Annotated in this window: 26 protein-coding genes; 11 read left to right on the top strand and 15 right to left on the bottom strand. The window is 62.4% G+C overall.

The window, feature by feature from the left end; all coding sequences use genetic code 11:
* Positions 1–136: 136 nt before the first annotated feature.
* From hemA to murI, 5 genes are read left to right on the top strand one after another with little or no spacing between them, the layout of a single operon-like run.
* Entirely contained in the window at positions 137–1,411 is a 1,275-nt protein-coding gene (gene hemA / locus LOY69_RS24950; protein WP_102880910.1) for a glutamyl-tRNA reductase, read from the top strand.
* Complete coding sequence (gene prfA, locus LOY69_RS24945; RefSeq protein WP_102860257.1) at positions 1,411–2,493, top strand: peptide chain release factor 1; 1,083 nt, start codon at positions 1,411–1,413, stop codon at positions 2,491–2,493. The genes hemA and prfA overlap by 1 nt, the downstream gene beginning before the upstream one ends.
* On the top strand, positions 2,494–3,324 hold the full coding sequence (gene prmC / locus LOY69_RS24940) for a peptide chain release factor N(5)-glutamine methyltransferase (RefSeq protein ID WP_110596332.1): 831 nt from the start codon (positions 2,494–2,496) through the stop codon (positions 3,322–3,324).
* Positions 3,318–4,073 (top strand): molybdopterin-synthase adenylyltransferase MoeB, encoded by a 756-nt coding sequence (locus LOY69_RS24935; RefSeq protein ID WP_265073738.1) that lies wholly within the window; start codon positions 3,318–3,320, stop codon positions 4,071–4,073. The genes prmC and LOY69_RS24935 overlap by 7 nt, the downstream gene beginning before the upstream one ends.
* Positions 4,066–4,857: a glutamate racemase gene (gene murI / locus LOY69_RS24930; RefSeq protein WP_110596333.1), complete on the top strand. Its 792-nt coding sequence runs from the start codon at positions 4,066–4,068 to the stop codon at positions 4,855–4,857. Before LOY69_RS24935 ends, murI begins: the two co-directional genes overlap by 8 nt.
* Positions 4,858–4,867: 10 nt before the next feature.
* Here the strand turns inward: murI and LOY69_RS24925 are convergent, their stop codons facing one another.
* The 12 genes from LOY69_RS24925 to LOY69_RS24870 all read right to left on the bottom strand — a co-directional run bounded on the left by LOY69_RS24925 (position 4,868) and on the right by LOY69_RS24870 (position 14,899).
* Positions 4,868–5,173: a YkgJ family cysteine cluster protein gene (locus LOY69_RS24925; protein ID WP_102880907.1), complete on the bottom strand. Its 306-nt coding sequence runs from the start codon at positions 5,171–5,173 to the stop codon at positions 4,868–4,870.
* Positions 5,174–5,227: 54 nt separating this feature from the next.
* Positions 5,228–5,743, bottom strand: coding sequence for a DUF2878 domain-containing protein (locus LOY69_RS24920; protein WP_265073737.1), 516 nt, complete (start codon positions 5,741–5,743; stop codon positions 5,228–5,230).
* Positions 5,736–7,007: an SAM-dependent methyltransferase gene (locus LOY69_RS24915; RefSeq protein WP_102880905.1), complete on the bottom strand. Its 1,272-nt coding sequence runs from the start codon at positions 7,005–7,007 to the stop codon at positions 5,736–5,738. The genes LOY69_RS24920 and LOY69_RS24915 overlap by 8 nt, the downstream gene beginning before the upstream one ends.
* Positions 6,994–7,809, bottom strand: a complete 816-nt coding sequence (locus LOY69_RS24910) for a DUF1365 domain-containing protein (RefSeq protein ID WP_265073736.1) — start codon at positions 7,807–7,809, stop codon at positions 6,994–6,996. The genes LOY69_RS24915 and LOY69_RS24910 overlap by 14 nt, the downstream gene beginning before the upstream one ends.
* Positions 7,806–9,053 (bottom strand): NAD(P)/FAD-dependent oxidoreductase, encoded by a 1,248-nt coding sequence (locus LOY69_RS24905; protein WP_102880903.1) that lies wholly within the window; start codon positions 9,051–9,053, stop codon positions 7,806–7,808. The genes LOY69_RS24910 and LOY69_RS24905 overlap by 4 nt, the downstream gene beginning before the upstream one ends.
* Positions 9,050–9,820, bottom strand: coding sequence for an SDR family NAD(P)-dependent oxidoreductase (locus LOY69_RS24900; protein WP_102880902.1), 771 nt, complete (start codon positions 9,818–9,820; stop codon positions 9,050–9,052). The genes LOY69_RS24905 and LOY69_RS24900 overlap by 4 nt, the downstream gene beginning before the upstream one ends.
* Positions 9,817–10,242, bottom strand: coding sequence for a nuclear transport factor 2 family protein (locus LOY69_RS24895; protein ID WP_170001505.1), 426 nt, complete (start codon positions 10,240–10,242; stop codon positions 9,817–9,819). Before LOY69_RS24895 ends, LOY69_RS24900 begins: the two co-directional genes overlap by 4 nt.
* Positions 10,235–11,680 (bottom strand): deoxyribodipyrimidine photo-lyase, encoded by a 1,446-nt coding sequence (gene phrB / locus LOY69_RS24890; RefSeq protein WP_265073735.1) that lies wholly within the window; start codon positions 11,678–11,680, stop codon positions 10,235–10,237. Before phrB ends, LOY69_RS24895 begins: the two co-directional genes overlap by 8 nt.
* 13 nt (positions 11,681–11,693) lie before the next feature.
* Positions 11,694–12,626, bottom strand: a complete 933-nt coding sequence (locus tag LOY69_RS24885; protein ID WP_110652232.1) for a MerR family transcriptional regulator — start codon at positions 12,624–12,626, stop codon at positions 11,694–11,696.
* A gap of 3 nt (positions 12,627–12,629) precedes the next feature.
* Positions 12,630–13,580 (bottom strand): YbgA family protein, encoded by a 951-nt coding sequence (locus LOY69_RS24880; protein WP_265073734.1) that lies wholly within the window; start codon positions 13,578–13,580, stop codon positions 12,630–12,632.
* A gap of 120 nt (positions 13,581–13,700) precedes the next feature.
* The gene (locus tag LOY69_RS24875; RefSeq protein ID WP_102860270.1) at positions 13,701–13,916 is read right to left on the bottom strand and encodes a TIGR02450 family Trp-rich protein; all 216 of its coding nucleotides are present in this window, start codon (positions 13,914–13,916) and stop codon (positions 13,701–13,703) included.
* Positions 13,913–14,899, bottom strand: coding sequence for an NAD(P)/FAD-dependent oxidoreductase (locus tag LOY69_RS24870; RefSeq protein ID WP_102880897.1), 987 nt, complete (start codon positions 14,897–14,899; stop codon positions 13,913–13,915). Before LOY69_RS24870 ends, LOY69_RS24875 begins: the two co-directional genes overlap by 4 nt.
* A 194-nt stretch (positions 14,900–15,093) precedes the next feature.
* On the opposite strand from LOY69_RS24870, the gene LOY69_RS24865 reads away from it, so the two are divergent.
* On the top strand, positions 15,094–15,996 hold the full coding sequence (locus tag LOY69_RS24865) for a TIGR01777 family oxidoreductase (RefSeq protein ID WP_265073733.1): 903 nt from the start codon (positions 15,094–15,096) through the stop codon (positions 15,994–15,996).
* A 13-nt stretch (positions 15,997–16,009) separates the two neighbouring features.
* Positions 16,010–17,035, top strand: a complete 1,026-nt coding sequence (gene hemH / locus LOY69_RS24860; RefSeq protein WP_102860273.1) for a ferrochelatase — start codon at positions 16,010–16,012, stop codon at positions 17,033–17,035.
* A 55-nt stretch (positions 17,036–17,090) separates the two neighbouring features.
* On the opposite strand, the gene LOY69_RS24855 is transcribed toward hemH, so the two are convergent.
* Together LOY69_RS24855 and upp are read right to left on the bottom strand one after the other, a co-directional pair.
* Complete coding sequence (locus LOY69_RS24855) at positions 17,091–18,365, bottom strand: uracil-xanthine permease family protein (protein ID WP_016965962.1); 1,275 nt, start codon at positions 18,363–18,365, stop codon at positions 17,091–17,093.
* A gap of 2 nt (positions 18,366–18,367) precedes the next feature.
* The gene (gene upp / locus LOY69_RS24850; RefSeq protein WP_011063386.1) at positions 18,368–19,006 is read right to left on the bottom strand and encodes a uracil phosphoribosyltransferase; all 639 of its coding nucleotides are present in this window, start codon (positions 19,004–19,006) and stop codon (positions 18,368–18,370) included.
* Positions 19,007–19,171: 165 nt separating this feature from the next.
* Between upp and LOY69_RS24845 the strand changes: the two genes are divergently transcribed.
* The 4 genes from LOY69_RS24845 (at position 19,172) to LOY69_RS24830 (ending at position 21,156) form a co-directional block, all read left to right on the top strand.
* Positions 19,172–19,729 carry a hypoxanthine-guanine phosphoribosyltransferase gene (locus LOY69_RS24845; RefSeq protein WP_042941423.1) on the top strand — a complete coding sequence of 186 codons (558 nt, stop codon included), beginning with the start codon at positions 19,172–19,174 and terminating at the stop codon, positions 19,727–19,729.
* 3 nt (positions 19,730–19,732) lie between these two features.
* On the top strand, positions 19,733–20,206 hold the full coding sequence (locus LOY69_RS24840) for a WbuC family cupin fold metalloprotein (protein WP_110596340.1): 474 nt from the start codon (positions 19,733–19,735) through the stop codon (positions 20,204–20,206).
* A gap of 113 nt (positions 20,207–20,319) precedes the next feature.
* Positions 20,320–20,805 (top strand): hypothetical protein, encoded by a 486-nt coding sequence (locus tag LOY69_RS24835; RefSeq protein WP_102860276.1) that lies wholly within the window; start codon positions 20,320–20,322, stop codon positions 20,803–20,805.
* 63 nt (positions 20,806–20,868) lie between these two features.
* Entirely contained in the window at positions 20,869–21,156 is a 288-nt protein-coding gene (locus LOY69_RS24830; protein WP_102860277.1) for a PA4642 family protein, read from the top strand.
* A 67-nt stretch (positions 21,157–21,223) separates the two neighbouring features.
* Here the strand turns inward: LOY69_RS24830 and mqo are convergent, their stop codons facing one another.
* Complete coding sequence (gene mqo, locus LOY69_RS24825; RefSeq protein WP_102860278.1) at positions 21,224–22,735, bottom strand: malate dehydrogenase (quinone); 1,512 nt, start codon at positions 22,733–22,735, stop codon at positions 21,224–21,226.
* Between the last annotated feature and the right edge of the window lie 252 nt (positions 22,736–22,987).

Below are 22,987 nucleotides of genomic sequence, written 5' to 3'. Positions count from 1 at the left end.
CTTCGGTCAAACATAACCGAGACTCAACGGGATGCCAGAACAGAGGCAGTCTATTAGGACAATAGTCGGCGGTAGTTGTTCTGCGTCGGTCGAAGTAGGACAATTGCCGGCTTCTCGACATCATCAGCGACCTTGAATGGCCTTCCTTGCACTCGGTATTAACCACAAGACTGCTTCTGTAGACGTCCGCGAGCGCGTGGCCTTTACCCCTGAGCAGTTGGTTGAGGCCTTGCAGCAGCTCTGCCGACTCACCGACAGCCGCGAAGCTGCGATCCTCTCCACCTGCAATCGCAGTGAGCTTTATGTAGAACAGGATCATCTTTCTGCGGATGTGGTGCTGCGCTGGCTGGCGGAATATCACCACCTGAGCCTAGACGAGCTTCGTGCCAGTGCCTATGTGCATGAAGATGATGCGGCAGTTCGTCACATGATGCGGGTGGCGTCGGGGTTGGATTCGCTGGTGCTGGGCGAGCCGCAGATTCTCGGGCAGATGAAGTCCGCCTACGCCGTGGCCCGTGAGGCCGGCACCGTCGGCCCGCTGCTGGGCCGGCTGTTCCAGGCTACCTTCAGTGCCGCCAAGCAAGTACGCACCGATACCGCCATTGGCGAGAACCCGGTGTCCGTGGCCTTTGCTGCGGTGAGCCTGGCGAAACAGATTTTCAGCGATCTGCAGCGCAGTCAGGCGTTGCTGATCGGTGCCGGCGAGACCATTACCCTGGTGGCCCGCCATCTGCACGACCTTGGGGTCAAGCGCATCGTCGTGGCCAACCGCACCCTGGAGCGGGCCAGCCTCCTGGCCGAGCAGTTCGGCGCCCACGCGGTGCTGTTGTCGGACATTCCCCAGGAGCTGGTGCACAGCGATATCGTGATCAGTTCCACTGCTAGCCAGTTGCCGATCCTTGGCAAGGGCGCAGTGGAAAGCGCGCTGAAGCTGCGTAAGCACAAGCCGATTTTCATGGTGGATATCGCCGTTCCCCGGGATATCGAACCTGAAGTCGGCGAATTGGACGACGTTTACCTCTACACCGTCGATGACCTGCACGAAGTGGTCGCGGAAAACCTCAAGAGCCGTCAGGGCGCGGCCCAGGCAGCCGAGGAGCTGGTGAACATCGGCGCCGAGGATTTCATGGTGCGCCTGCGTGAATTGGCGGCGGTTGATGTGCTCAAGGCCTATCGTCAGCAGAGCGAGCGCCTGCGTGATGAAGAACTGCAGAAGGCTCTGCGCCTGCTGAGCAATGGCTCCAGCGCCGAGGATGTACTGGCCCAACTGGCCCGTGGCCTAACCAACAAACTGCTGCACGCGCCGAGCGTGCAGCTGAAAAAGCTGTCCGCCGAAGGCCGCCTCGATGCGTTGGCCATGGCTCAAGAACTCTTTGCCCTCGGTGAGGGCTCATCGGATAAAACCCCGTAATGAAAGCGTCACTGCTCAGTAAGCTGGACATTCTCCAGGATCGTTTCGAGGAACTGACCGCCTTGCTCGGCGATGCTGAGGTCATTTCCGATCAGGCCAAGTTCCGCGCCTATTCCAAGGAATACGCGGAAGTCGAGCCGATCGTCGCCTCCTACAAACAGGTGCTCAAGGTCCAGGCCGACCTCGAGGGTGCCCAGGCGCTGCTCAAGGACAATGACCCGGACCTGCGGGAAATGGCCGCCGAGGAAGTGCGCGAGGCCAAGGAGCAATTGGCCGAACTGGAAAGCGCCTTGCAACGCATGCTGCTGCCCAAGGACCCCAACGACGGGCGTAACGTGTTCCTGGAAATCCGCGCCGGCACCGGCGGTGACGAAGCGGCGATCTTTTCCGGCGACCTGTTCCGCATGTATTCGCGCTACGCCGAGCGGCGTGGCTGGCGGCTGGAGATCCTCTCGGAAAACGAGGGTGAGCACGGCGGCTATAAAGAAGTCATTGCCCGGGTCGAAGGCGAGAACGTCTACGGCAAGCTCAAGTTCGAGTCCGGCGCGCACCGTGTGCAGCGGGTACCGGCCACCGAATCACAGGGTCGCATCCACACCTCGGCGTGCACCGTGGCGGTACTGCCCGAGCCGGACGAACAGGAAGCCATCGAGATCAACCCGGCGGACCTGCGCATCGATACCTACCGCTCTTCGGGCGCCGGTGGTCAGCACGTGAACAAGACCGACTCGGCGATCCGCATCACCCACATTCCTTCGGGCATCGTGGTGGAGTGCCAGGAAGAGCGCTCCCAGCACAAGAACCGGGCCCGGGCCATGTCCTGGCTGTCGGCCAAGCTCAACGACCAGCAGACCAGCGCCGCGGCCAATGCCATCGCCAGCGAGCGCAAGCTGCTGGTGGGCTCGGGGGATCGCTCCGAGCGTATTCGTACCTACAATTTCCCTCAGGGCCGGGTCACCGATCACCGGATCAACCTGACCCTGTATTCCCTGGACGAAATCCTCGCCGGGGGCGTCGAGGCCGTGATTGAACCGCTGCTGGCTGAGTATCAGGCCGATCAACTTGCGGCATTGGGTGAGTAAATGACCATCATCGCCAGCCTGCTGCGCGCAGCCCAATTACCCGATTCGCCGACGCCGCGCCTGGATGCCGAACTGCTCCTGGCAGCGGCCCTGGGCAAGCCGCGGAGTTTTCTCCATACCTGGCCTGAGCGCATCGTGCCCAGCGAGGCCGTGTTGCTGTTCACTGAATACCTGCAACGACGCCGTTCCGGCGAACCGGTGGCCTACATCCTCGGCCAGCAGGGCTTCTGGAAACTGGATCTTGAAGTGGCACCGCACACCCTGATCCCGCGTCCCGACACGGAGCTGCTGGTGGAGGCGGCGTTGGAACTGCTGCCAGCGACTCCGGCCAAGGTCCTCGACCTGGGGACCGGCAGCGGCGCCATCGCCCTGGCGCTGGCCAGCGAACGTCCAGCCTGGAAGGTCACGGCCGTGGACCGGGTGCTGGAAGCCGTGGCCCTGGCCGAGCGCAACCGCCAGCGCCTGCAACTGGACAACGTCACCGTGCTCAGCAGTCACTGGTTCAGCGCCGTCGAGTCCCAGCGCTTCCAGTTGATCGTCAGCAACCCTCCTTATATTGCCGAGGCCGATCCCCATCTGGTGGCCGGCGATGTGCGGTTCGAACCCGAAAGTGCCCTGGTGGCGGGCAAGGATGGCCTGGACGACCTGCGCCTGATCGTCACCCAGGCTCCGCAACATCTGGAAGGCGGCGGCTGGCTGATGCTGGAGCACGGCTACGACCAGGCAGCAGCCGTGCGTGAATTGTTGACGGCCCAGGGTTTTATCGAGGTCCACAGTCGCGTCGACCTGGGTGGGCATGAGCGCATCAGCCTTGGGTGCTTGCCGTGCTGACGGATCAGGAGCTGCTGCGTTATAGCCGGCAGATTCTGTTGCAGCACGTCGATATCGACGGCCAACTGCGCCTCAAGCAAAGCCGGGTACTGATCGTCGGTCTCGGCGGCCTGGGTGCCCCCGCAGCCTTGTACCTGGCCGCTGCCGGTATCGGTGAACTGCACCTGGCGGACTTCGACACGGTGGATGTGACCAATCTGCAACGCCAGATCATTCATGACAGCGCCAGTGTCGGGGTCAGCAAGGTGGACTCGGCCATCAGCCGGCTGTCTGCCCTCAATCCGGAAATCCGCCTGGTGCCTCACCCCGTGGCACTGGATGAAGACACCTTGGCCGCTGCGGTGGCTGCGGTGGATCTGGTCCTCGATTGCTGTGACAACTTCGGCACTCGCGAGGCGGTGAACGCTGCCTGCGTGGCCGCCGGCAAGCCTCTGGTCAGCGGCGCGGCCATTCGCCTGGAAGGGCAGTTGTCGGTGTTCGACCCGCGGCGCCCGGAAAGCCCTTGCTACCACTGCTTGTACGGGCATGGCAGCGAAGCCGAGCTGACCTGCAGTGAAGCCGGGGTACTTGGCCCGCTGGTGGGCACCGTGGGCAGTCTGCAAGCGCTGGAAGCCCTGAAGCTGCTGGCCGGATTTGGTGAGCCTCTGGTGGGCCGATTGTTATTGATCGATGCCCTGGGCACGCGTTTCCGTGAGCTGCGGGTCAAGCGCGATCCGGGCTGCACCGTTTGTGGTAGTCGCCATGGGTGAGGCTCCGGTAGCAGTCTTCGATTCCGGCGTCGGCGGCCTCTCGGTGCTGGCGGAAATACAGCAACTGCTGCCTCAAGAGTCGCTGCTCTACCTGGGGGACTGCGGTTATATTCCCTATGGTGAAAAGACCCCCGAGTTCATTCGCCAGCGTTGTGCTCTGATGGCGCGCTTTTTCCGCGAGCAGGGCGCCAAGGCGCTGGTACTGGCCTGTAACACGGCGACCGTGGCCGCGGTCGCCGAGCTGCGCCGGGACTTCCCGGACTGGCCCATCGTCGGCATGGAACCTGCGGTCAAGCCCGCAGCGGCCGCGACCCGCAGCGGCGTGGTCGGCGTGCTGGCGACCACCGGCACCTTGCAGAGCGCCAAGTTCGCCGCCTTGCTCGATCGCTTTGCCGCTGATGTGAAGGTGGTCACCCAGCCCTGCCCCGGCTTGGTGGAAATGATCGAAAACGGCGACCTCAACAGCAGCGCCCTGTGCCAGCTGTTGCAGGGCTATGTCGAACCGCTGCTGGCCGCCGGTTGCGACACCATCATCCTGGGCTGCACCCATTACCCGTTTCTCAAGCCGGTGCTGGTGCAGATGCTGCCTGCCCATATCAGCCTGATCGACACCGGTGCGGCGGTTGCCCGGCAGTTGCAGCGCCTGCTTGACGAGAGTGACCTGCGTGCGCGAGGAGTCGCCCGTGAGGCGCGCTTCTGGACCAGTGGCGATGTCACGCACTTTGCCCAGGTGCTTCCTCTGCTGTGGAAAAGTCCTGGTAGCGTTCAGCGTTTCGAGTCGTGAAAAAAGCGGTTCAGCGATATGCCGTGGCGATTCCCCGGCGTTCGCTCAGGCAGTCCGCTTCTCCCAGTTCGAACTCGCGGCAGATCAGCGGCCGCAGCTCATAGATAGTGCAGCGCATGCTGTCGCGATCCAGTGCTGCGCACCAGCCGTCGTCCAGGCGGCGCATGACTTCGCCCCCCCAGTCATCGGTTTCTATAAAGCGCTCGGGCACCCCGGTGTCAGTGATCAGCATCACTTCCAGCTGGCAGCAGCAAGCGGCGCAGGTCGAGCAACTGATGGCCGGTTCGGGGATGGGGGTAACGGGGATGTTAGTCATAGGCGCGCAGTGTAAGGCAGTGGGCCAGGGCTGTGTGAGAGCCCTGACGGACGCTCAGTCCTGAGGGGCCGGCTGCGGTGCTTCTTCAGTGGGACGCGCAAGCACGTGAAACAGCGGTAGCAGTACTCCCCAGAGCAGGCCCAGCCCCAGCAAGGTCGGCCACAGGCCATAGGCAAAGGTCACTCCGGCCAAGCGGCCGCCGGCGTAATAGGACAGTGGTCCGCACAGCGCCCCGAGGATACTGGCCAGCCACCAGGGACGTGCCGTCCATGCCAGGCAGTGGCGCAGGGTGGTGCCCAGCAAGATCCAGAGCAGCATCAGCCATAGGGGAATCAGCAGGCTCACTTGCTGGAACTGAAACACCCCCAGCCAGTGCAGGAAGCTGTCCAGCGTGATGCCGATCAGGGCGACGCCGACAATCATCCGACTTTCCCCGGTCCAACTGCCGATCCAGCGAAAATGCGCCAGCAGGATCGCCACCCCCAGCAGCAGCCAGGCGCTGTCGCCAGACAGCACGCAGATGAACCAGCCCAGCTGGAACAGCAGGGCGTTGGCCAGTTGCTTACGCATCGAAACGGCCCAGCAAAGGTTGTGGCACTGCCGAGGGTTTGGCCAGGAGCATCTGCGCGGTGCCGATGCTGCGCTCCAGGAAGCCGCCTTCGCAGTAGCACAGGTAGAACTCCCACAGCCGCAGGAAGTACTGGTCATAGCCCAGCTCGCTCAGGCGGCTGTGGGCGCGACGGAAGTTCTCATGCCACAGGCGTAGGGTCCGGGCGTAGTGCAGGCCGAAGTCCTCCATGTGCAGCAGATTCATGTCGGTGTCGCGACCGACCACTTCGAGCATCTTCTGCACGCTGGGCAGGGCGCCGCCAGGGAAGATATAGCGTTGGATGAAGTCCACGCCGTTCTTCGCCTGTTCATAACGCTGGTCGCGGATGGTGATGGCTTGCAGCAGCATCAGGCCGTTGCTTTTCAGCAACTGCGCGCACTGCTTGAAGTAGGTGGGCAGGAAGCGATGGCCCACGGCTTCGATCATCTCGATGGACACCAGCTTGTCGTATTGCCCGGTGAGATCGCGATAGTCCTCCAGCAGCAGGGTGATCCGATCCTGCAGGCCGGCGGCGTCGATGCGTTGCCGGGTAAAGGCGAACTGCTCCTTGGACAGGGTGGTGGTGGTCACGCGGCAGCCGTAATGCTGGGCCGCATACAGCGCCATGCTGCCCCAGCCGGTGCCGATCTCCAGCAGGTGATCCTCGGGCTGCAAGGCGAGTTTCTGGCAGATGCGTTCCAGCTTGTTCAACTGGGCCTGCTCCAGGCTGTCTTCATCGCTGCGAAACTGTGCGGCGGAATACATCATGGTGGGGTCGAGAAACTGCTCGAACAGCTCGTTGCCAAGGTCGTAATGGGCGGCGATGTTTTTCTGCGAGCCTTTGCGGGTGTTGCGATTGAGCCAGTGCAGGCCGCGCACCAGGGGGCGACCGAGTCGCGCCAGGCCGCCTTCCATGGCGTCCAGTACCTCAAGGTTGCTGACGAATACACGGATGACTGCCGTCAGATCCGGGGTGCTCCAGTAGCCGTGGATAAAGGCCTCACCGGCGCCGATCGAACCGCTGCTGGCTACCAGCCCCCAGGCGCTGCTGTCATGAATATGGATTTCCCCGATCAGGGTCGCGCTGTCGCTGCCAAAGACCAGGCGCTCGCCGTCTTCGATGATCAGCAGTTGTCCGTGCTTGAGTTGCGCCAATTGTCGCAGTACGCCACGGCGCAGCAGGCTGGCAGTGAGGCTGTGGGTGCTGAACAGGGTAGTTCTGGCCGATACGCTAGAGGATTTCATGGCGGCGATCCTTGGGTTGTACAGCGGCTGTGCGATAGGCGCCGTCGGCGGCCTCGTGAGGAAAGAACTTGATGCCTTTGCCGGCCAGGCGCAGGGCCTGCCAGTAGATGGCCAGGCAGGTCTTGGCGGTCATCCACGGAAAGCGCAGCAGATACTGGTGCAGGCTGCGGCGATCCAGGGGCTGGCGTTGCAGGCTGAGGGTGGCGTCGAACACCTTGGACTCGCCCTGCCAGTCGGCCATGTGCACCCCGAGCCGTTCGGCTGGTGGGCTGAAGCTCATGCGGTACTCAAGGTCCCGGGGCAGGAACGGTGACACGTGAAAGGCCTTGGCCACGGCGAAGTGCTGGTGCTCGGGAGCCGTGGCACTGCCTGGGCGGGCCGGCAGTACATAGTGGTAGCGCTCGCGCCAGGGGGTGTTGGTGACCTCGCAGAGTATCGCTGCCAGTTGCCCGTCGGCCTCGAAGCAGTAGAAGAAACTCACCGGGTTGAACGCCAGGCCCCAGCTGCGTACCTGGGTCAGTAGGCGCACTGCGCCTCCGGGCACGTGACCTATCGCCTGCGCCACTTGCTGGCGTACCGCGTCGATCAGGCGCATGCCCTGGCCGGTGAAGGACGTCAGGTAGTCGCTTTCACGGAAGGCGAACGGCGCGAAGCGACTCTGGCCTGCCAGGGGCGAAAGCCCCAGCACCTTGTCTTGCTCATCCAGGTCCAGGTACAGCAGGCCGATCCGATAGCGGAAGGCATGGTCCTTGGGGGCAAAGCGCCGGTGGCTGATCCAGCCGCTGTACAGGGCACTGTTCACAGTTGTTCACCAAAGGCTTGGGCCACGCGCAAGGCGCTGACCACGCCGTCTTCGTGGAAGCCGTTGGCCCAGTAGGCGCCGCAGTAGAAGCTGTGCTGGGCGCCTTGCAGTTCATTCCAGCGGCCCTGGGCCGCCACCGCATCGAGGCTGTATTGCGGGTGGGCGTAAGTGAAACGGGCCAGGATCTGCGTCGGATCGATGGCTGCGGTCTGGTTGAGGCTGACGCAGAAGGTGGTGTCGCTCTTCAGGCCTTGCAGGATGTTCATGTCGTAGGTCACGGCTGCGGCTTTCTCGCCGCTGGCGTCCAGGCGGTAGTTCCAGCTGGCCCAGGCCAGGCGCCGGCGGGGCAGCAGCCGGGTATCGGTGTGCAGCACCACGTCGTTGTCGGCGTAGGGCAGGGCCTGGAGAATCTCTCGCTCGGCCTGGCTGGGGCTGGCCAGCAGTTGCAGGGCCTGGTCGCTGTGACAGGCGAACACCACCTTGTCGAAGCGCTCGCTGCCGGCGGCGCTGTGGATCAGCACGCCAGCCTCGTCGCGCTCGACTCGTTGCACCGGGCAGTCGAGGCGGATGTGCTGGCGGAACGAGGCGGTCAGCGGTTCGATGTAGCGGCTTGAGCCACCTTCGATCACGCACCACTGCGGACGGTTATTCACCGACAGCAAGCCATGGTTCTTGAAGAAGCGCACAAAGAACTGCAGGGGAAAGCCCAACATCTGCACCCGTGACATCGACCAGATCGCCGAGCCCATGGGCACGATGTAGTGCTGGATGAAACGCTCGCCATAGCCTTGGCTTTTCAGGTAGTCGCCGAGTGTGGTGTCGGCGGCGATCCGCTGTTGCTGCAAATCGAGCAGCGACGCTTTGTTAAAGCGCAGGATGTCCCGCAGCATGCCCCAGAACCCGGGCGATAGCAGATTGCGTCGCTGGGCGAACAGACTGTTGAGGTTGTTGCCGTTGTATTCCAGGCCCGAGGCGGGATCGCACACCGAGAAACTCATCTCGGTGGGTTTGAACTTGACCCCGATCTGTCCCAGCAGGCGGATGAAGTTGGGGTAAGTCCAGTCGTTGAAGACGATGAAACCGGTGTCCACAGACTGGGTCTCGCCGTTCAGGCTGACATCCACGGTATGGGTGTGACCGCCGATCCAGCTGCCGGCCTCATAAACCCGAATGTCATGGCGACGGTTCAGGACGTAGGCGCAGGTCAGGCCGGCAATGCCGCTACCGATAATGGCGATTTTCACGATGCACTCCCTGTGCGGGCCAGGCGTTTGGCGATGGCCAGTTGCAGGCGGCCGGGTAGCCAGGACAGCAGCTTGAGGCCGAAGATGAACGGGGCGGGGAAAGCGATCTCCAGATCCCGGTGTGACAGGCGTTTGTAGATATGCCGCGCAGCCTTGGCGGCGGGCCAGCTCATGGGCATGGCAAAGTCATTGCGCGCGGTGAGCGGGGTATCGACGAAGCCGGGACTGACCACGGTGACGTCAATGCCCTCGGCAGCCAGGTCGATGCGCAAGGATTGCAGCAGATAGCGCAAGGCTGCCTTGGAAGCGCCATAGGCGCCGGCCCGAGGCAGCGGCAGGTAGGTCACGGAGCTGGCCACTCCTACCAGATGCGGGCGATTGCCGGCGCGCAACAGCGGTAGAGCAGCCTCGATGCAATAGCTGGCGGACAGCAGGTTGCTGCTCAGCACGCGCTCGATCAGCGTCGCGTCAAATTGCTGCACCTCGATGTATTCACAGGTCCCGGCATTGAGGATCGCGGTGTCCAGTGCGCCCCAGGCCTGGGCGATACGCTTGCCGATCTCGCGCACCTGCAGGGCGTCGGTGAGATCGCCGGGCACCACCAGCACCCGGCCCGGATAACGCAGGGCCAGCGCTTCCAGGGGCTCGCGCGAGCGAGCGCTGACGGCCACTTGGGCGCCAGTCTTGAGCAGTTCTTCGGCCAGCGCCGCGCCGATGCCGCTGCTGGCGCCGGTGAGCCAGATCCGCCGTGGCATTGCAGGGTTCATCCGAGCCTCCTTTTCAACCAGGCAATCACCGCACCGAGTAGCGGCAGATGTTCATAGAGCAAGGCGCCGGCGTCGAAATAGTCCCGGTGACGGTAGACCTTGCCGTCGCGCCAGTGCAGGTGCGAGCAGCCGGGGACCCGGATCACCTGGCCGCCCTTGAGGCGCGGGTGGCGGTAGCTCATGGTCCAGCGCAGATAGCCTTGGCCTTCGGTGCAGGTGTCGACACCGTGGAATTCGAAGCGCAGTTCGCTGACATTGGCGTACAGCTCTGCAAAGTAATGCCGCAAGCGTGGCAGACCATTGACCTCGTGCAGCGGGTCGGTGAACTGGATGTCCTCGCTGTAGAGCTGGTCCAGGCGTTGCAGGCTGTGCTTGTCGAGGCTGGCGAAATCCCGGGCGAAGCGGTCGAGGAAGTCACTCATGGGCGCCTCCCACATCCTGGCGCGAAGGCAGCGCCTTGAACGCCGCCAATGCCCGATCCCGGGACATCGACAGGTTGACCATAGGCGCCGGGTAATCGGCGACAGCGAACAGGCCGCCCATGGCTCCGGGGTTGTGGATATCTTTTTTGTTCAACCCCGCCAGTTGTGGCAGCCAGTGCTTGATGAAGCGTCCTTCGGCGTCGAAGCGTTCCGACTGGCTTACAGGGTTGAAGATGCGGAAGTAGGGCGCGGCGTCGGTGCCGGTGGAGGAGCTCCACTGCCAGCCGCCATTGTTCGCTGCCAGGTCGCCGTCGATCAGGTGGCGCATGAAGAAACGCTCGCCCTCGCGCCAGTCGATCAACAGATTCTTGGTCAGGAACATGGCCACCACCATCCGCAGGCGATTGTGCATCCAGCCGGTTTCCAGCAGTTGGCGCATGGCGGCGTCGATGATCGGCAGGCCGGTGCGGCCTTCCTGCCAGGCGGCGAGTTCCTCAGGGGCGTCGCGCCAGGCCACAGCTTCGGTTTCCGGGCGAAAGGCACGGTGCCGGGAAACCCGTGGGTAGCCCACCAGGATGTGTTTGTAGAACTCGCGCCACAGCAGTTCGTTGATCCAGGTGACGGCCCCGGGATTACCGCTTTCGAACTCTCCCTGGTTACAGCGCAAGGCAGCGTGCAGGCACTGGCGGGGCGAGATCACCCCGGCGGCGAGGTAGGGTGAAAGCTGACTGGTGCCGGGCTTGGCCGGGAAGTCGCGTTCGCTCTGGTAGTAGTCGATCTGCTCGTCGGTGAACTGTTGCAGACGGCCCAGGGCTTGATCTTCACCTGCCGGCCACAGATCACGCAGTGACTGGCTGGGGCGTGGGAAGCCATCGATATGGCGGGGTACAGGATCGGCTTGGATCGACAGCGGCGATTGCGCCTTGGGGCTGGCGACCAGGGCTGGCAGCGCGCTGTGCAAGCGGCTGTAGCAGACCTTGCGGAACTGGCTGAACACCTGGAAGTAGCCGCCGCTCTGGGTCAGCACGCTGCCGGGCTGGAACAGTAACTGATCGAGGTAACCCTGGACGCTGATGTCGGCTTCTTCCAGGACCCTGGCCACGGCGGCATCGCGGCGGCTCTCGTGAATGCCGTACTCCTGGTTGAAGTGCAGCATGCGTACCTGCAGTTGCCGGCACAGTTCCAGCAGGACGTGGGGCGCCTGGTCCCAGGTGGCTGCGCTGCGAATCAGCAGAGGAATGTTCAGCCGGCCCAGGGCAGTGCTCAGGTGCTGCAGGTTGCGCAGCCAGAAGTCGACCTTGCAGGGGGCATCGTCATGGGCTTGCCATTGTTCCGGGCTCAGCAGGTACACGGCCACGGTGGGGCCACGCTGGGTGGCGGCGCAGAGGGCGGTGTTGTCATTTAGGCGCAGGTCGCTGCGCAGCCAGATCAATTGCATGCTGATTCCCGGTTCAAAAGAGTCCTCGCTCAAGCAGCGCCTGGCAGGCCGAGATCGGGTCCTGGGCCAGGTACAGATCAGCGATTTCAGTGATACATACGGACCAGTCGTCGGGGTGGATGCACACCGCGGGTCCGGCGATGATTTTTTTGCAGGCAATGCCGTTGAGCAGCCTGGGCAACAGCGCAGGATTGAGCGCCTTGCTGGAATACAGCAGCAGGCCGCGGGCTTGCAGGCGTTCGATGGCCAGGGCCAGTTCGGCGCCGGGCAGCGGCCAGTCGAAGACCTCCACCGGGCAGTCGGCACTGCTGGCCAGCCAGGCGGTCAGCCATAGATGGGGTTCCAGGGCCAGGTCCGACTGGTTGACCAGCAGCAGCGGTGGGCCCTGCAGTTGGCGGTTGTTGTGGTAGATCCGCGCGCCCAGCTTGCTGCGCAGCCAGGAGTAGAAAAACACCTGTTCCATCTGGCTGCCGAACTGGCCCTGCCAGTGTTGCTCCAGCTCCGCCAGCAGCGGCATCAGCAGGTGTTCGCACAGTGTGCGGGGTGGGTACAGCGCCATGGCTTGGTTGAAGGTGTCGTCGACCTTGCGTTCGGCCAATTGGCTGATGGCCAGGCTCAGGGTCTGACGCAGGCGCTGCCAGTCATTCTCGGCCGGTGTGCTGGCGGTGGGGGCACTGTCCAGCAGGTGCTTGACCTGGCTGACCGCGACCCCGCGATTGAGCCAGGTAAGGATGGTCTGGATCTCCAGCACCTGATCCTGGGAATACAGGCGATGACCCTTGGGCGTACGCAAGGGCACGATCAATCCGTAGCGGCGCTCCCAGGCCCGCAGGGTTACGGCGTTGACCCCGGTCTGGCGCGCCACTTCGCGAATCGGCAGCCAACCCTGATCCAGGGCGCTGCGGTACTGGGCGCTGTTGTCGGCTTCTTGAGCGGGTTGTTTCATGGCTCAGATCGCGTTGCGCAGGCTGAGGTTTTCCGGGTGTGGCTGCAGGTACAGCTGCTGGGCGATGTAGGGATCGGGGTGCTGGCGAAAGTGGTGCTTGAGCAGGGTCAGCGGCACGACTAGAGGCACGATGCCGTGGCGGTACTGGCCGATCACGTGTTGCACTTCCTGCTTGTCTTCGGGGCTGATGGACTGCTTGAGATAGCCGCTCAGGTGCTGCAGCACATTGCTGTGGGTGCCCCGGGTCGCGCATTTGCTCAAGGCCGCCATCAGCTCGCTGAAATAGCGCGGGCCGATCAGGTTCGGATCGCCCTTGCCCATGCTGCCCAGCAGATTGCCCAGGGTCTTGTACTGCACGGGATGGTGAGCCATCAGCAGGTATTTGCAGCGCGAGTGGAAGTCGGTGAGGGCGCGGCGGGTCAGGCCTTGCTTGAGCAGTGCCTGCCAGTCGCGATAGACGTAGACCCGGGTCAGGAAGTTTTCCCGCAGGACCGGGTCGTTCAGGCGTCCGGCTTCTTCCACCGGTAGATCGGGGTGCTGTGCGCAAAATGCCTGGGCGTAGATGCCCCGGCCGCCGTTTCTATGGGGAATGCCATTGGTCTGGTACACCTTGACCCGCTCCAGACCACAGGATGGCGAGTTCTGCATGAAGATATAGCCACAGATGTCATCTACCTGGGCCGCCATGCGCTCGCCGTATTCTGCCAGGGGCAGGGTGACATCCAGGCTGGCGTCCACGGTGCCCACGGCCCGGGGTTGCTCAGGGTCGCCGACCAGTCGAATAGGTTCGCGTGGGGTGCCCATGCCGATCGCGACTTCCGGGCACAGGGGCACGAAATCGAAGTGCTCGCTGAGTACTCGGCTGCACAGGCGAGACTCCTTGTGCCCACCGTTGTAGCGGACCTCGACGCCCATCAGGCAGGCGCTGATGGCAATTTTCGGCTTGGCGGACATGATGCAACCTCCGGGGTTTACCTGTACAAAAACGAAACGTTGTACAACTTGTCTTCATCATAGAATTAAAGTTGTACAAGTCAATTTATTTGTACAGGTATTGCCAGGCAGGTTGTCGAATTACTGCCAGCCCATTCGCCAGTCGCTGTCGTTGAGCAGGGTTTGCCAGCTTAGGCGCTGGCTGCGCCGGGTGAGTACGGCTTGCAGTTCGATGTCCAGCACGGTGCCTTCTTCGTCGCAGAAAAGCTCAGTGACCAGAAAGTGTTTCTCGCGGTGTTGCGGGTGGGCTGCTGTCCATTTCGACAGCAGCAGTTTACGCGGGTTGAGTCGATTCACTGCAGGCTCTCGTGCAAACGGCGTGCGGCTTCCTGGCCACTGAGCCAAGCGCCTTCGACCCGGCCGGACAGGCACCAGTCGCCACATACGTACAGCCCCAGGTCGGCATCGGCCAGGGCACCCCATTCATGGCTGGCGGCCGGTCTTGCGTAGAGCCAGCGATGGGCCAGGCTAAAGGTTGGGGCGGGCATGACACTGTGCAGCAATTCGGCGAAGGCCCCGTGCAATTGCTCGGTCACGGCCTCTTTGCTGAGGTCGATGTGTTGCCGGCTCCAGGCACTGGTGGCGTGCAGTATCCAGGTGTCGAGATGGCTGTCGCGTCCGGGCTTGCTGCGGTTGCGGGCCAGCCAGTCCAGCGGGCTGTCCTGGACGAAGCAGCCTTCCATGGGGGTTTCCAGGGGCGTATCGAAGGCCAGTGCGACAGCCCAGGTCGGGTCCATTTTCACCCCGGCGGCGACTCCGGCGAGCTTCGGCGCGGCGGCCAGCAAAGCGGTGGCTTGCGGTGCCGGCGTGGCGATCACTACGTGGCTGAAGGGGCCGTGGGTAAAGCCCTCGGCGTCCTGCAGGTGCCAGTGCTGTTCGCCACGGAAGACTTCAGTGATGCGGCAGGCGAAGTGCACTTCGAGGTCGCCGATCAGGGCGCGGGTGATGGCACTCATGCGTGGCGTGCCGACCCAGCGGGTCTGTTCATCGGGAGAAGGGCTGAGTTGTCCGCCGTGGGAGTTGTAGAGTTGCGGCGCCCATTCGGCGACCCAGCCCTTGGCTTGCCAGCGCTGGACTTCGGTAACGAAACGGCGGTCGCGAGCGGTAAAATACTGGGCCCCCAGGTCCAGGCTGCCGGCATCGCTGCGTTTGCTCGACATGCGCCCACCGCTGCCGCGGCTCTTGTCGAAGAGTTGGACGCTGTGCCCGGCATCTCGAAGTGCCTGGGCGGCGGAGAGTCCGGCGATGCCGGTACCAATGATTGCGATGGGTACTGTCATAGGGGCCTCGTTTACCAGTCTGTACAGATTACGCCGCTACTAAAACCTGTACAATATTGTTTTTTGGTATAGCTTTCGGCGTCATCGGTTGTGCAAGTTGTCTATCGTTAAGTCACAGCCTGTCCGATTGAAAAGATCCCTGCCTATAAAAATAGACTAGTGATTCGGGTAAAACGCCACGCGAGGAAGATGTCATGCATATATTGCTGACCGGCGGTACTGGTTTGATCGGGCGTGCGCTGTGCCGTTACTGGCTGGCCCAGGGTCACCAATTGAGTGTATGGACGCGCCATCCCGAAAAAGTGGCCGCTCTGTGCGGTCCCCAAGTGCGGGCCATCAGAACTTTGCAAGAGCTGGACCAGGCGCCGCTGGATGCGCTGATCAATCTGGCCGGAGCGCCGATTGCCGATCGGCCCTGGACCCACAAGCGCAAGGCGCTGCTGTGGAGCAGCCGTATTGCCCTCACCGAAACCCTGCTGGCCTGGCTTGAAACTCGCGAGCATAAACCTCGGGTGCTGGTTTCTGGCTCGGCAGTAGGTTGGTATGGCGACGGTGGCGAGCGGGAACTGAGCGAGGATTCACCTCCGGTCAGCGAGGATTTTGCCAGCCAGTTGTGCATTGCCTGGGAAGAAACCGCTCAGCGGGCCGAGGCCTTGGGCGTGCGCGTAGTGCTGGTGCGCACCGGTTTGGTGCTGTCGTCCGAGGGCGGCTTTTTGTCGCGCCTGCTGCTGCCGTTCAAGCTGGGGCTGGGCGGGCCGATCGGTAGCGGTCGGCAATGGATGCCGTGGATTCATATCGATGACCAAATCGCCCTGATTGATTTTCTTGTGCATCAGGATGAGGCACGGGGTCCTTATAATGCCTGCGCGCCGAAGCCGGTGCGCAACCGCGAGTTCGCCAAGAGCCTGGGGCGGGTGCTGCGCCGGCCGGCGCTGATACCGCTGCCGGCCTTTGTCTTGCGCCTGGCGCTGGGTGAACTGTCGTTGCTGTTGCTGGGCGGCCAGCGTGCCGTTCCCGCGCGTTTGCTGGAGACGGGATTCACTTTCCAGTTCACTGATTTGTCCGCGGCCCTGGACGATGTGTCCAGCCGCCTTTGAAATAGGACGTTGCATGACCGATCACGCGTTGCTCCTGGTCAATCTCGGTTCGCCGGCCTCCACTTCGGTGGCGGATGTGCGCAGCTACCTCAACCAATTTCTCATGGACCCTTATGTCATCGACCTGCCTTGGCCGGTGCGGCGCTTGCTGGTGTCGCTGATCCTGATCAAGCGCCCGGAGCAGTCTGCCCACGCCTATGCATCGATCTGGTGGGAGGACGGTTCGCCGTTGGTGGTGCTCAGCCGCCGGTTGCAACAGGTGATGAGCGAGCAGTGGAAACAGGGGCCTGTGGAGCTGGCAATGCGTTATGGCCAGCCTTCGATCGAGTCGGCGCTGCTCAAGTTGGTGGCCCAGGGGCAGAAGAAAATCACCCTGGCACCGCTCTATCCACAGTTCGCCGACAGTACCGTGACCACGGTGATCGAAGAGGCCAAGCGTGTGGTGCGCGAGCACAAGCTGGATGTGCAGTTCAGCGTGCTGCAACCCTTCTACGATCAGCCGGAGTACATCGAGGCCCTGGCGGCCAGCGCCAGACCCTACCTGGCCCAGGAGCATGATCATCTGCTGCTGAGCTTTCACGGTCTGCCGGAGCGGCACCTGACCAAACTGGACCCGACCGGCCAGCATTGCTTCAAGGATGCCGACTGTTGCCGCAACGCCTCTGCGCAGGTGCTGGCCACCTGTTACCGCGCTCAGTGCATGCGGACGGCCTCGGCCCTGGCCGAGCATCTGGGGTTGGCGCAAGGCTCCTGGTCGGTGTCGTTCCAGTCGCGTTTGGGGCGGGCCAAATGGATCGAGCCCTACACCGAGGCACGGCTTGATGAGTTGGCCAAGCAGGGGGTGAAGAAGGTCATGGTGATGTGCCCGGCTTTTGTTGCCGATTGCATCGAGACCCTGGAGGAAATTGGTGATCGCGGTCGTGAGCAGTTCCGCGAAGCCGGAGGTGAGGATCTGGTGTTGATCCCGTGCCTGAATGACGACCCGCAATGGGCGCAGGCCTTGAACACCTTGTGCGCCAGGGCGCCGTTGGCGTTGTAAACAGCTTCGCCGGCAAGCCAGCTCCTGCGGAGCGGACTTGCCGGCGAACGCGTCTTCAGATCAGAGGCTCGTCGGCCTTCTTGTTCTTCCAGCCGTCATTACCCGGCAGTACCAGATTCAGCACGATGGCGACGATGGCGCACAGGGCAATGCCCTTGAGGCCGAAGTCGTCCGGACCGGTACCGGTTCCCACCAGTACGCCGCCGATGCCGAACACCAGGGTCACCGAAACGATCACCAGGTTGCGGGCTTCCCCCAGATCGATCTTGTGACGGATCAGGGTGTTCATGCCCACCGCTGCAATTGAACCGAACAGCAGGCAGAGAATCCCGCCCATCACCGGCACCGGGATGCTTTGCAGCAGCGCGCCGAACTTGCCGATAAAGGCCAGGGTGATGGCGAAGACCGCCGCCCAGGTCATGATTTTCGGGTTGTAGTTCTTGGTCAGCATCACCGCGCCAGTGACTTCGGCATAGGTGGTGTTGGGCGGGCCGCCGAACAGGCCGGCAGCGGTGGTGGCGATGCCGTCACCGAACAGGGTGCGATGCAGCCCGGGTTTCTTCAGGTAGTCGCGACCGGTGACGCTGCCGACGGCAATCACACCGCCGATGTGTTCGATGGCCGGCGCCAGGGCCACCGGGACAATGAACAGGATCGCTTGCCAGTTGAACTCCGGGGCGGTGAAATGCGGCAGTGCCAGCCAGGGAGCGGCGGCGATCTTCGCGGTGTCCACCACGCCGAAGTAGAAGGACAGGGCAAAGCCCACCAGCACCCCGGAAATAATCGGCACTAGGCGGAAGATGCCTTTGCCGAACACCGCGACAATCAGCGTGGTGAGCAGCGCCGGCATCGAAATCATCATCGCCGTCTGGTAATGAATCAGCTCACTGCCGTCGCCAGCCTTGCCCATGGCCATGTTGGCGGCGATCGGGGCCATGGCCAGGCCGATGGAGATGATCACCGGGCCGATGACCACGGGTGGCAGCAGGCGGTCGATGAAACCGGTGCCCTTGATCTTCACCGCGAGGCCCAGAAAGGTGTAGACGAAGCCCGCCGCCATCACCCCGCCCATGGTCGCCGCGAGGCCGAACTGGCCCTTGGCGAGAATGATCGGAGTGATGAAGGCAAAGCTTGACGCCAGGAAGACTGGCACCTGGCGGCCGGTCACTACCTGGAACAACAGAGTCCCGAGACCCGCCGTGAACAGCGCCACGTTCGGGTCAAGACCGGTAATCAGCGGCATCAACACCAGGGCACCAAAGGCCACGAAGAGCATCTGCGCGCCAGACAATACCTGGCGCCAGAGCGGATCGTTGAACTCATCCTGCATGATCAGGAGTCCTTCTGCTTGGTGCCGAAGATCTTGTCACCGGCATCACCCAGGCCTGGAATGATGTAGCCATGCTCGTTGAGCTTCTGATCGATGGAAGCGGTGTAGATGGTCACATCCGGGTGCGCCTGCTCGACGGCGGCGATGCCTTCGGGGGCGGCCACCAGGACCATGGCGCGGATATCCCGGCAGCCGGCTTTTTTCAGCAGGTCGATGGTGGCAACCATGGAGCTGCCGGTGGCCAGCATCGGGTCAATGATCATCGCCAGACGTTCGTCGATCTCCGGAACCAGTTTTTCCAGGTAGGTGTGAGCCTGCAGGGTTTCTTCGTTGCGGGCCACGCCCACGGCGCTGACCTTGGCGCCCGGAATCAGGCTCAGCACGCCTTCGAGCATGCCGATACCGGCGCGCAGGATCGGCACCACGGTAATCTTCTTGCCGGCGATTTTCTCGACCTGGACAGGGCCGCACCAGCCTGGAATTTCATAGCTTTCCAGGGGCAGGTCTTTGGTGGCTTCGTACGTCAGCAGGGCACCGACTTCCTGAGCGAGCTCGCGAAAGTTCTTCGTGCTAATGTCTGCGCGGCGCATAAGGCCAAGTTTGTGTCGGATCAGCGGATGGCGGATCTCACGGATGGGCATAGGGAAAGGCTCCGGCGGCGGGCAAAAAAAACGGCCTAGATTAATCTATCCGGGGTTGTTGTCCTATAGACATAAAGTACGTTAGTCCAGAAACGCTTGATCTGATCGGGCCGGATGCGTACCTTTGCCCGCTTTTCCGAAACTGCCACCCCCTTGGAGAGCGCCATGTCCGCTGATCTCGAGCATATCCGTCAAATCATGCGCGAGGCTGACTGCCTGTACACCGAAGCTGAAGTCGAGGCGGCCATCGCCCGGGTCGGTGCACAAATCACTGAAGAACTGGCTGAGCGCAATCCGGTGGTGTTCTGCGTCATGAACGGCGGCCTGATCTTCGCTGGCAAGCTGCTGACCCACCTGCAGTTCCCCCTGGAAGCCTCCTACCTGCACGCCACGCGCTATCGCAACGAAACCAGCGGCGGCGAGCTGTTCTGGAAGTCCAAGCCGGAAGTCTCTTTTATCGACCGTGACGTGCTGATCATCGACGACATTCTTGATGAAGGTCACACCCTGGGCGCCATCATCGACTTTTGCAAACATGCCGGTGCCCGCGCGGTGCACACCGCGGTGCTGATCGACAAGGAGCACGATCGCAAGGCCCGTCCGGACCTGAAGGCCGACTACATGGGCCTGCCTTGCGTCGACCGCTATGTCTTCGGCTACGGCATGGATTACAAAGGCTACTGGCGCAACGCCGCTGGCATCTACGCCGTGAAGGGGATGTAAGACATGCCCGGGCCGAGCTTTCTCGATCAAGCGTTGTTCAGCGACCTGGCTGAGAAGGCCTTGGCCAATCCCCGTGGTCGTCAGCACCACAACTTCCACGCCATGGAAGAGCCCTGCCATCGCATGGCAGTGGGGCTGCAACCTTCCACCTACGTTCCGCCGCACCGGCACCTGAGTGCCGACAAGGCCGAGACTCTGCTGGTGCTCAAGGGACGGCTAGGCGTGCTGATTTTCGATGAGGCGGGCCAGGTGCTGGGCAAGCGCGTCTTGCAGGCCGGTGGTGACTGCGTCGGTGTTGATCTGCCGGCCGGGGTTTTCCATGGCCTGGTGGTGCTTGAGCCCGACAGCCTGATGTTCGAATGCAAGGCCGGGCCTTACCGTCCGGTGAGCGAGGGCGAATTGGCCAGTTGGGCGCCTCGGGAAGGCGAGCCGGGAGTGGCGCAATACCACGCCTGGATGCGTGCGCAATTCGACTGATTGTGTTCCCCCGTTTGTCGTATCCGCAGCCTGCGGCAGGCGCCTCAGACTGCGGTGCAGGATTTGCGACAAAAACCCATGCTAGAGTGCTCAGCCCTTGATTGGAGCCTGTCATGAGCCTGTTGATTCGCACTAGCGCGGCCCTTCTTCTGAGCTTGAGCCTGCCCCTGGCAGCCGCCCCGGCGCCTCTGCACGGGCAATTCTTGCCGCCTGACGACCTGACCTTGCGCGACTCGGTCCCTGAACAGCAGCAGCTGTTGCAGGTAACTGAGTATTCCGTGGTGATCGGCAGCCAGCGCCAATCCAATCAGCAGCCGATTCCGGTGACATCGCCGGTGTGGGTGCGCCTCAAGGGCAAGCCGCTGAACAAGGGGGCCACCATCAGCCAGGTACTGGTGAATTTCGACGGTGAAAGCAAAAGCCTGAAAAAGCCCCAGTACGACGCCAAGTCCAGGACCTTGACCCTTTATTACCCCCTGGCCCAGTACCGGGCAGTGATGGACCTGCTGCGTAACGACACGGTGTATTGCCAGTTTCTCAGTTATGCCAATGGTCATATCTGGGCTGACTTGCACACCGGCAGCGTGCGTCCGCGTTGAGGCCCGAGGCGGGCTGAGGGTAAACTGCCCGCCCCGTGAAATGTCTGCGAGCTGGAGTCGGCGATGCGTAAAGATAAGAAACAAGTGATTGGTGACGAGATCAGCGACGAGCAGATCAAGTTGTTCCTCGATTTCGAGCCGGTCGACGCCACTTCGCCGTCCCTGCACAAACTGATCAAGGCCTACCGTGGCCTGCGCATCGACGATTTCGAGCGCTTCCTGACCTTCTTCGTAGCAGCCGGTCTGGATCTGGATGGCAAGGATGAGCACGGCCAGACCTTCGTTGATCTGATCAAGGATCAGCGCAACGCCGCCGACTACATCGAGCTGATGGACAACGCCCGCGGCTGACCCGCTCGGAAGGCATAAAAAAACGCCCCGTCCTTTGCAGGCCGGGGCGTTTTTTATGGGCGTCAGATCAGGCGCAGCTTTCGGTTTCCTTGCTGGGCTCGACCAGTTCCAGGCTCAGGTTATTTTCGCTGTTGATCTTGTGATACAGCGCTGCGTCGGTTTCCAGGGCCTTCTCCCGCGCCGGGAAAATTTCCTTGAGCTTGGTAGCCCATTCGCCGCTGGCCTTGGCCGGGAAGCAACGCTCGATCAGTTCCAGCATGATCGACACGGTCACCGATGCACCTGGCGAAGCGCCGAGCAGGGCGGCCAGAGAACCGTCCTTGGCCGCCACCAGCTCGGTACCGAACTGCAGGATGCCGCCTTTCTTCGGGTCTTTCTTGATGATCTGCACCCGTTGCCCGGCCACTTCCAGGCGCCAGTCTTCCGCCTTGGCCTGTGGATAGAAGCGGCGCAGGGACTCCAGGCGCTGCTCCATGGACTGCATGACTTCGCTGACCAGGTATTTGGTCAGGTCCATGTTGTCCCGGGCTACGGCCAGCATTGGACCGATGTTGCCGGCGCGAACCGACATTGGCAGGTCGAGGAACGAGCCGTGCTTGAGGAACTTGGTGGTGAAGCCGGCATAAGGTCCGAACAGCAGGGATTTCTTGCCGTCGACCACGCGGGTGTCCAGGTGCGGCACCGACATCGGTGGCGAACCCACGGCGGCCTGGCTGTAGACCTTGGCCTGGTGTTGCTTGACCACTTCCGGATTGTCGCAACGCAGCCATTGGCCGCTCACCGGGAAGCCGCCAAAGCCTTTGCTCTCTTCAATGCCGGAAGCCTGCAGCAGCGGCAGGGCCGCGCCACCGGCGCCGAGGAACACGAACTTGGCGTCGACTTCGCGGCTGTTGCCGCTGTTGACGTCCTTGATGCTCACGGTCCAGCCGTTGTCCTTGTTGCGCTTGAGACCGGTCACACGCTTGCAGTACTTGACCTGGGCATCGGGTGCGCTGGTCAGGTGCTTGAGCAACTGGTTGGTCAGTGCGCCGAAGTTGACGTCGGTGCCATTGATCACCCGGGTCGCGGCGATGGTTTCATCTGCCGGACGGCCTGGCATCATCAGCGGCATCCACTCGGCCATCTTGGCCTTGTCTTCGGTGTATTCCATGTCCGCGAAGGCATGGTGCTGGCTCAGCACTTCAAAACGCTTCTTGAGGAAGGACACACCCTTGTCGCCCTGCACGAAGCTCAGGTGCGGCACTGGGCTGATGAAGGACTTGGACGAGCCGAACGTGCCTTTCTTGGTCAGGTAGGACCAGAACTGTTTCGACACTTCGAACTGGGTATTGATGTGTACGGCTTTCTTGATGTCGATGCTGCCATCGGCGGCCTGTGGCGTGTAGTTCAGCTCACAGAGGCCTGCGTGGCCGGTACCGGCGTTGTTCCACGGGTTGGAACTCTCCGCGGCACCCGAATCCATCAGCTCGACGACTTCCAGCTTGATTGCGGGGTCGAGCTCTTTGAGCAGTACAGCGAGGGTGGCACTCATGATGCCGGCCCCAACCAATACGACGTCTACTGCTTCGTTATGCGCCATTAACGCGTCTCCAAAATCTGCAGCACCAAATTGACGGCATGGCTGCCAGGAGTGACGGGGCGGTTCACGTAATGCCCCAGGTTACCCATGGCCAGGATCGCCATGTCCGAATCTTCGCAATTCTTTGCAACTACTGCGGACGCTGCCAACCGGGCCTCAAGGTGCATATGAACGCATCTCGGGGCGCCTCAGGCAATTCGACTTATGGTCGATACATCCGCTCGTGCAACCAAATCCGTCAGCGGACAGGCT

The sequence above is a fragment of the Pseudomonas sp. B21-059 genome (assembly GCF_026016285.1).
In the GTDB taxonomy this organism is placed as follows: Bacteria; Pseudomonadota; Gammaproteobacteria; order Pseudomonadales; family Pseudomonadaceae; genus Aquipseudomonas; species Aquipseudomonas danubii.
The sequence above is the reverse complement of the archived record's forward strand: the minus strand, read 5'-3'. Positions and strand labels throughout refer to the sequence as shown.

What these genes read in the sequence shown, in the direction of transcription:
- LOY69_RS24885 (WP_110652232.1), bottom strand. Translation starts at nt 12,626, where the DNA reads ATGAAACAACCCGCTCAAGAAGCCGACAACAGCGCCCAGTACCGCAGC.
- LOY69_RS24925 (WP_102880907.1), bottom strand. Translation starts at nt 5,173, where the DNA reads ATGACTAACATCCCCGTTACCCCCATCCCCGAACCGGCCATCAGTTGC.
- prfA (WP_102860257.1), top strand. Translation starts at nt 1,411, where the DNA reads ATGAAAGCGTCACTGCTCAGTAAGCTGGACATTCTCCAGGATCGTTTC.
- mqo (WP_102860278.1), bottom strand. Translation starts at nt 22,735, where the DNA reads ATGGCGCATAACGAAGCAGTAGACGTCGTATTGGTTGGGGCCGGCATC.
- LOY69_RS24895 (WP_170001505.1), bottom strand. Translation starts at nt 10,242, where the DNA reads ATGAGTGACTTCCTCGACCGCTTCGCCCGGGATTTCGCCAGCCTCGAC.
- LOY69_RS24855 (WP_016965962.1), bottom strand. Translation starts at nt 18,365, where the DNA reads ATGCAGGATGAGTTCAACGATCCGCTCTGGCGCCAGGTATTGTCTGGC.
- LOY69_RS24830 (WP_102860277.1), top strand. Translation starts at nt 20,869, where the DNA reads ATGCGTAAAGATAAGAAACAAGTGATTGGTGACGAGATCAGCGACGAG.
- LOY69_RS24915 (WP_102880905.1), bottom strand. Translation starts at nt 7,007, where the DNA reads ATGAAATCCTCTAGCGTATCGGCCAGAACTACCCTGTTCAGCACCCAC.
- LOY69_RS24835 (WP_102860276.1), top strand. Translation starts at nt 20,320, where the DNA reads ATGAGCCTGTTGATTCGCACTAGCGCGGCCCTTCTTCTGAGCTTGAGC.
- LOY69_RS24865 (WP_265073733.1), top strand. Translation starts at nt 15,094, where the DNA reads ATGCATATATTGCTGACCGGCGGTACTGGTTTGATCGGGCGTGCGCTG.
- LOY69_RS24880 (WP_265073734.1), bottom strand. Translation starts at nt 13,580, where the DNA reads ATGTCCGCCAAGCCGAAAATTGCCATCAGCGCCTGCCTGATGGGCGTC.
- upp (WP_011063386.1), bottom strand. Translation starts at nt 19,006, where the DNA reads ATGCCCATCCGTGAGATCCGCCATCCGCTGATCCGACACAAACTTGGC.
- phrB (WP_265073735.1), bottom strand. Translation starts at nt 11,680, where the DNA reads ATGCAATTGATCTGGCTGCGCAGCGACCTGCGCCTAAATGACAACACC.
- LOY69_RS24920 (WP_265073737.1), bottom strand. Translation starts at nt 5,743, where the DNA reads ATGCGTAAGCAACTGGCCAACGCCCTGCTGTTCCAGCTGGGCTGGTTC.
- hemA (WP_102880910.1), top strand. Translation starts at nt 137, where the DNA reads ATGGCCTTCCTTGCACTCGGTATTAACCACAAGACTGCTTCTGTAGAC.
- LOY69_RS24870 (WP_102880897.1), bottom strand. Translation starts at nt 14,899, where the DNA reads ATGACAGTACCCATCGCAATCATTGGTACCGGCATCGCCGGACTCTCC.
- LOY69_RS24900 (WP_102880902.1), bottom strand. Translation starts at nt 9,820, where the DNA reads ATGAACCCTGCAATGCCACGGCGGATCTGGCTCACCGGCGCCAGCAGC.
- murI (WP_110596333.1), top strand. Translation starts at nt 4,066, where the DNA reads ATGGGTGAGGCTCCGGTAGCAGTCTTCGATTCCGGCGTCGGCGGCCTC.
- LOY69_RS24845 (WP_042941423.1), top strand. Translation starts at nt 19,172, where the DNA reads ATGTCCGCTGATCTCGAGCATATCCGTCAAATCATGCGCGAGGCTGAC.
- prmC (WP_110596332.1), top strand. Translation starts at nt 2,494, where the DNA reads ATGACCATCATCGCCAGCCTGCTGCGCGCAGCCCAATTACCCGATTCG.
- hemH (WP_102860273.1), top strand. Translation starts at nt 16,010, where the DNA reads ATGACCGATCACGCGTTGCTCCTGGTCAATCTCGGTTCGCCGGCCTCC.
- LOY69_RS24840 (WP_110596340.1), top strand. Translation starts at nt 19,733, where the DNA reads ATGCCCGGGCCGAGCTTTCTCGATCAAGCGTTGTTCAGCGACCTGGCT.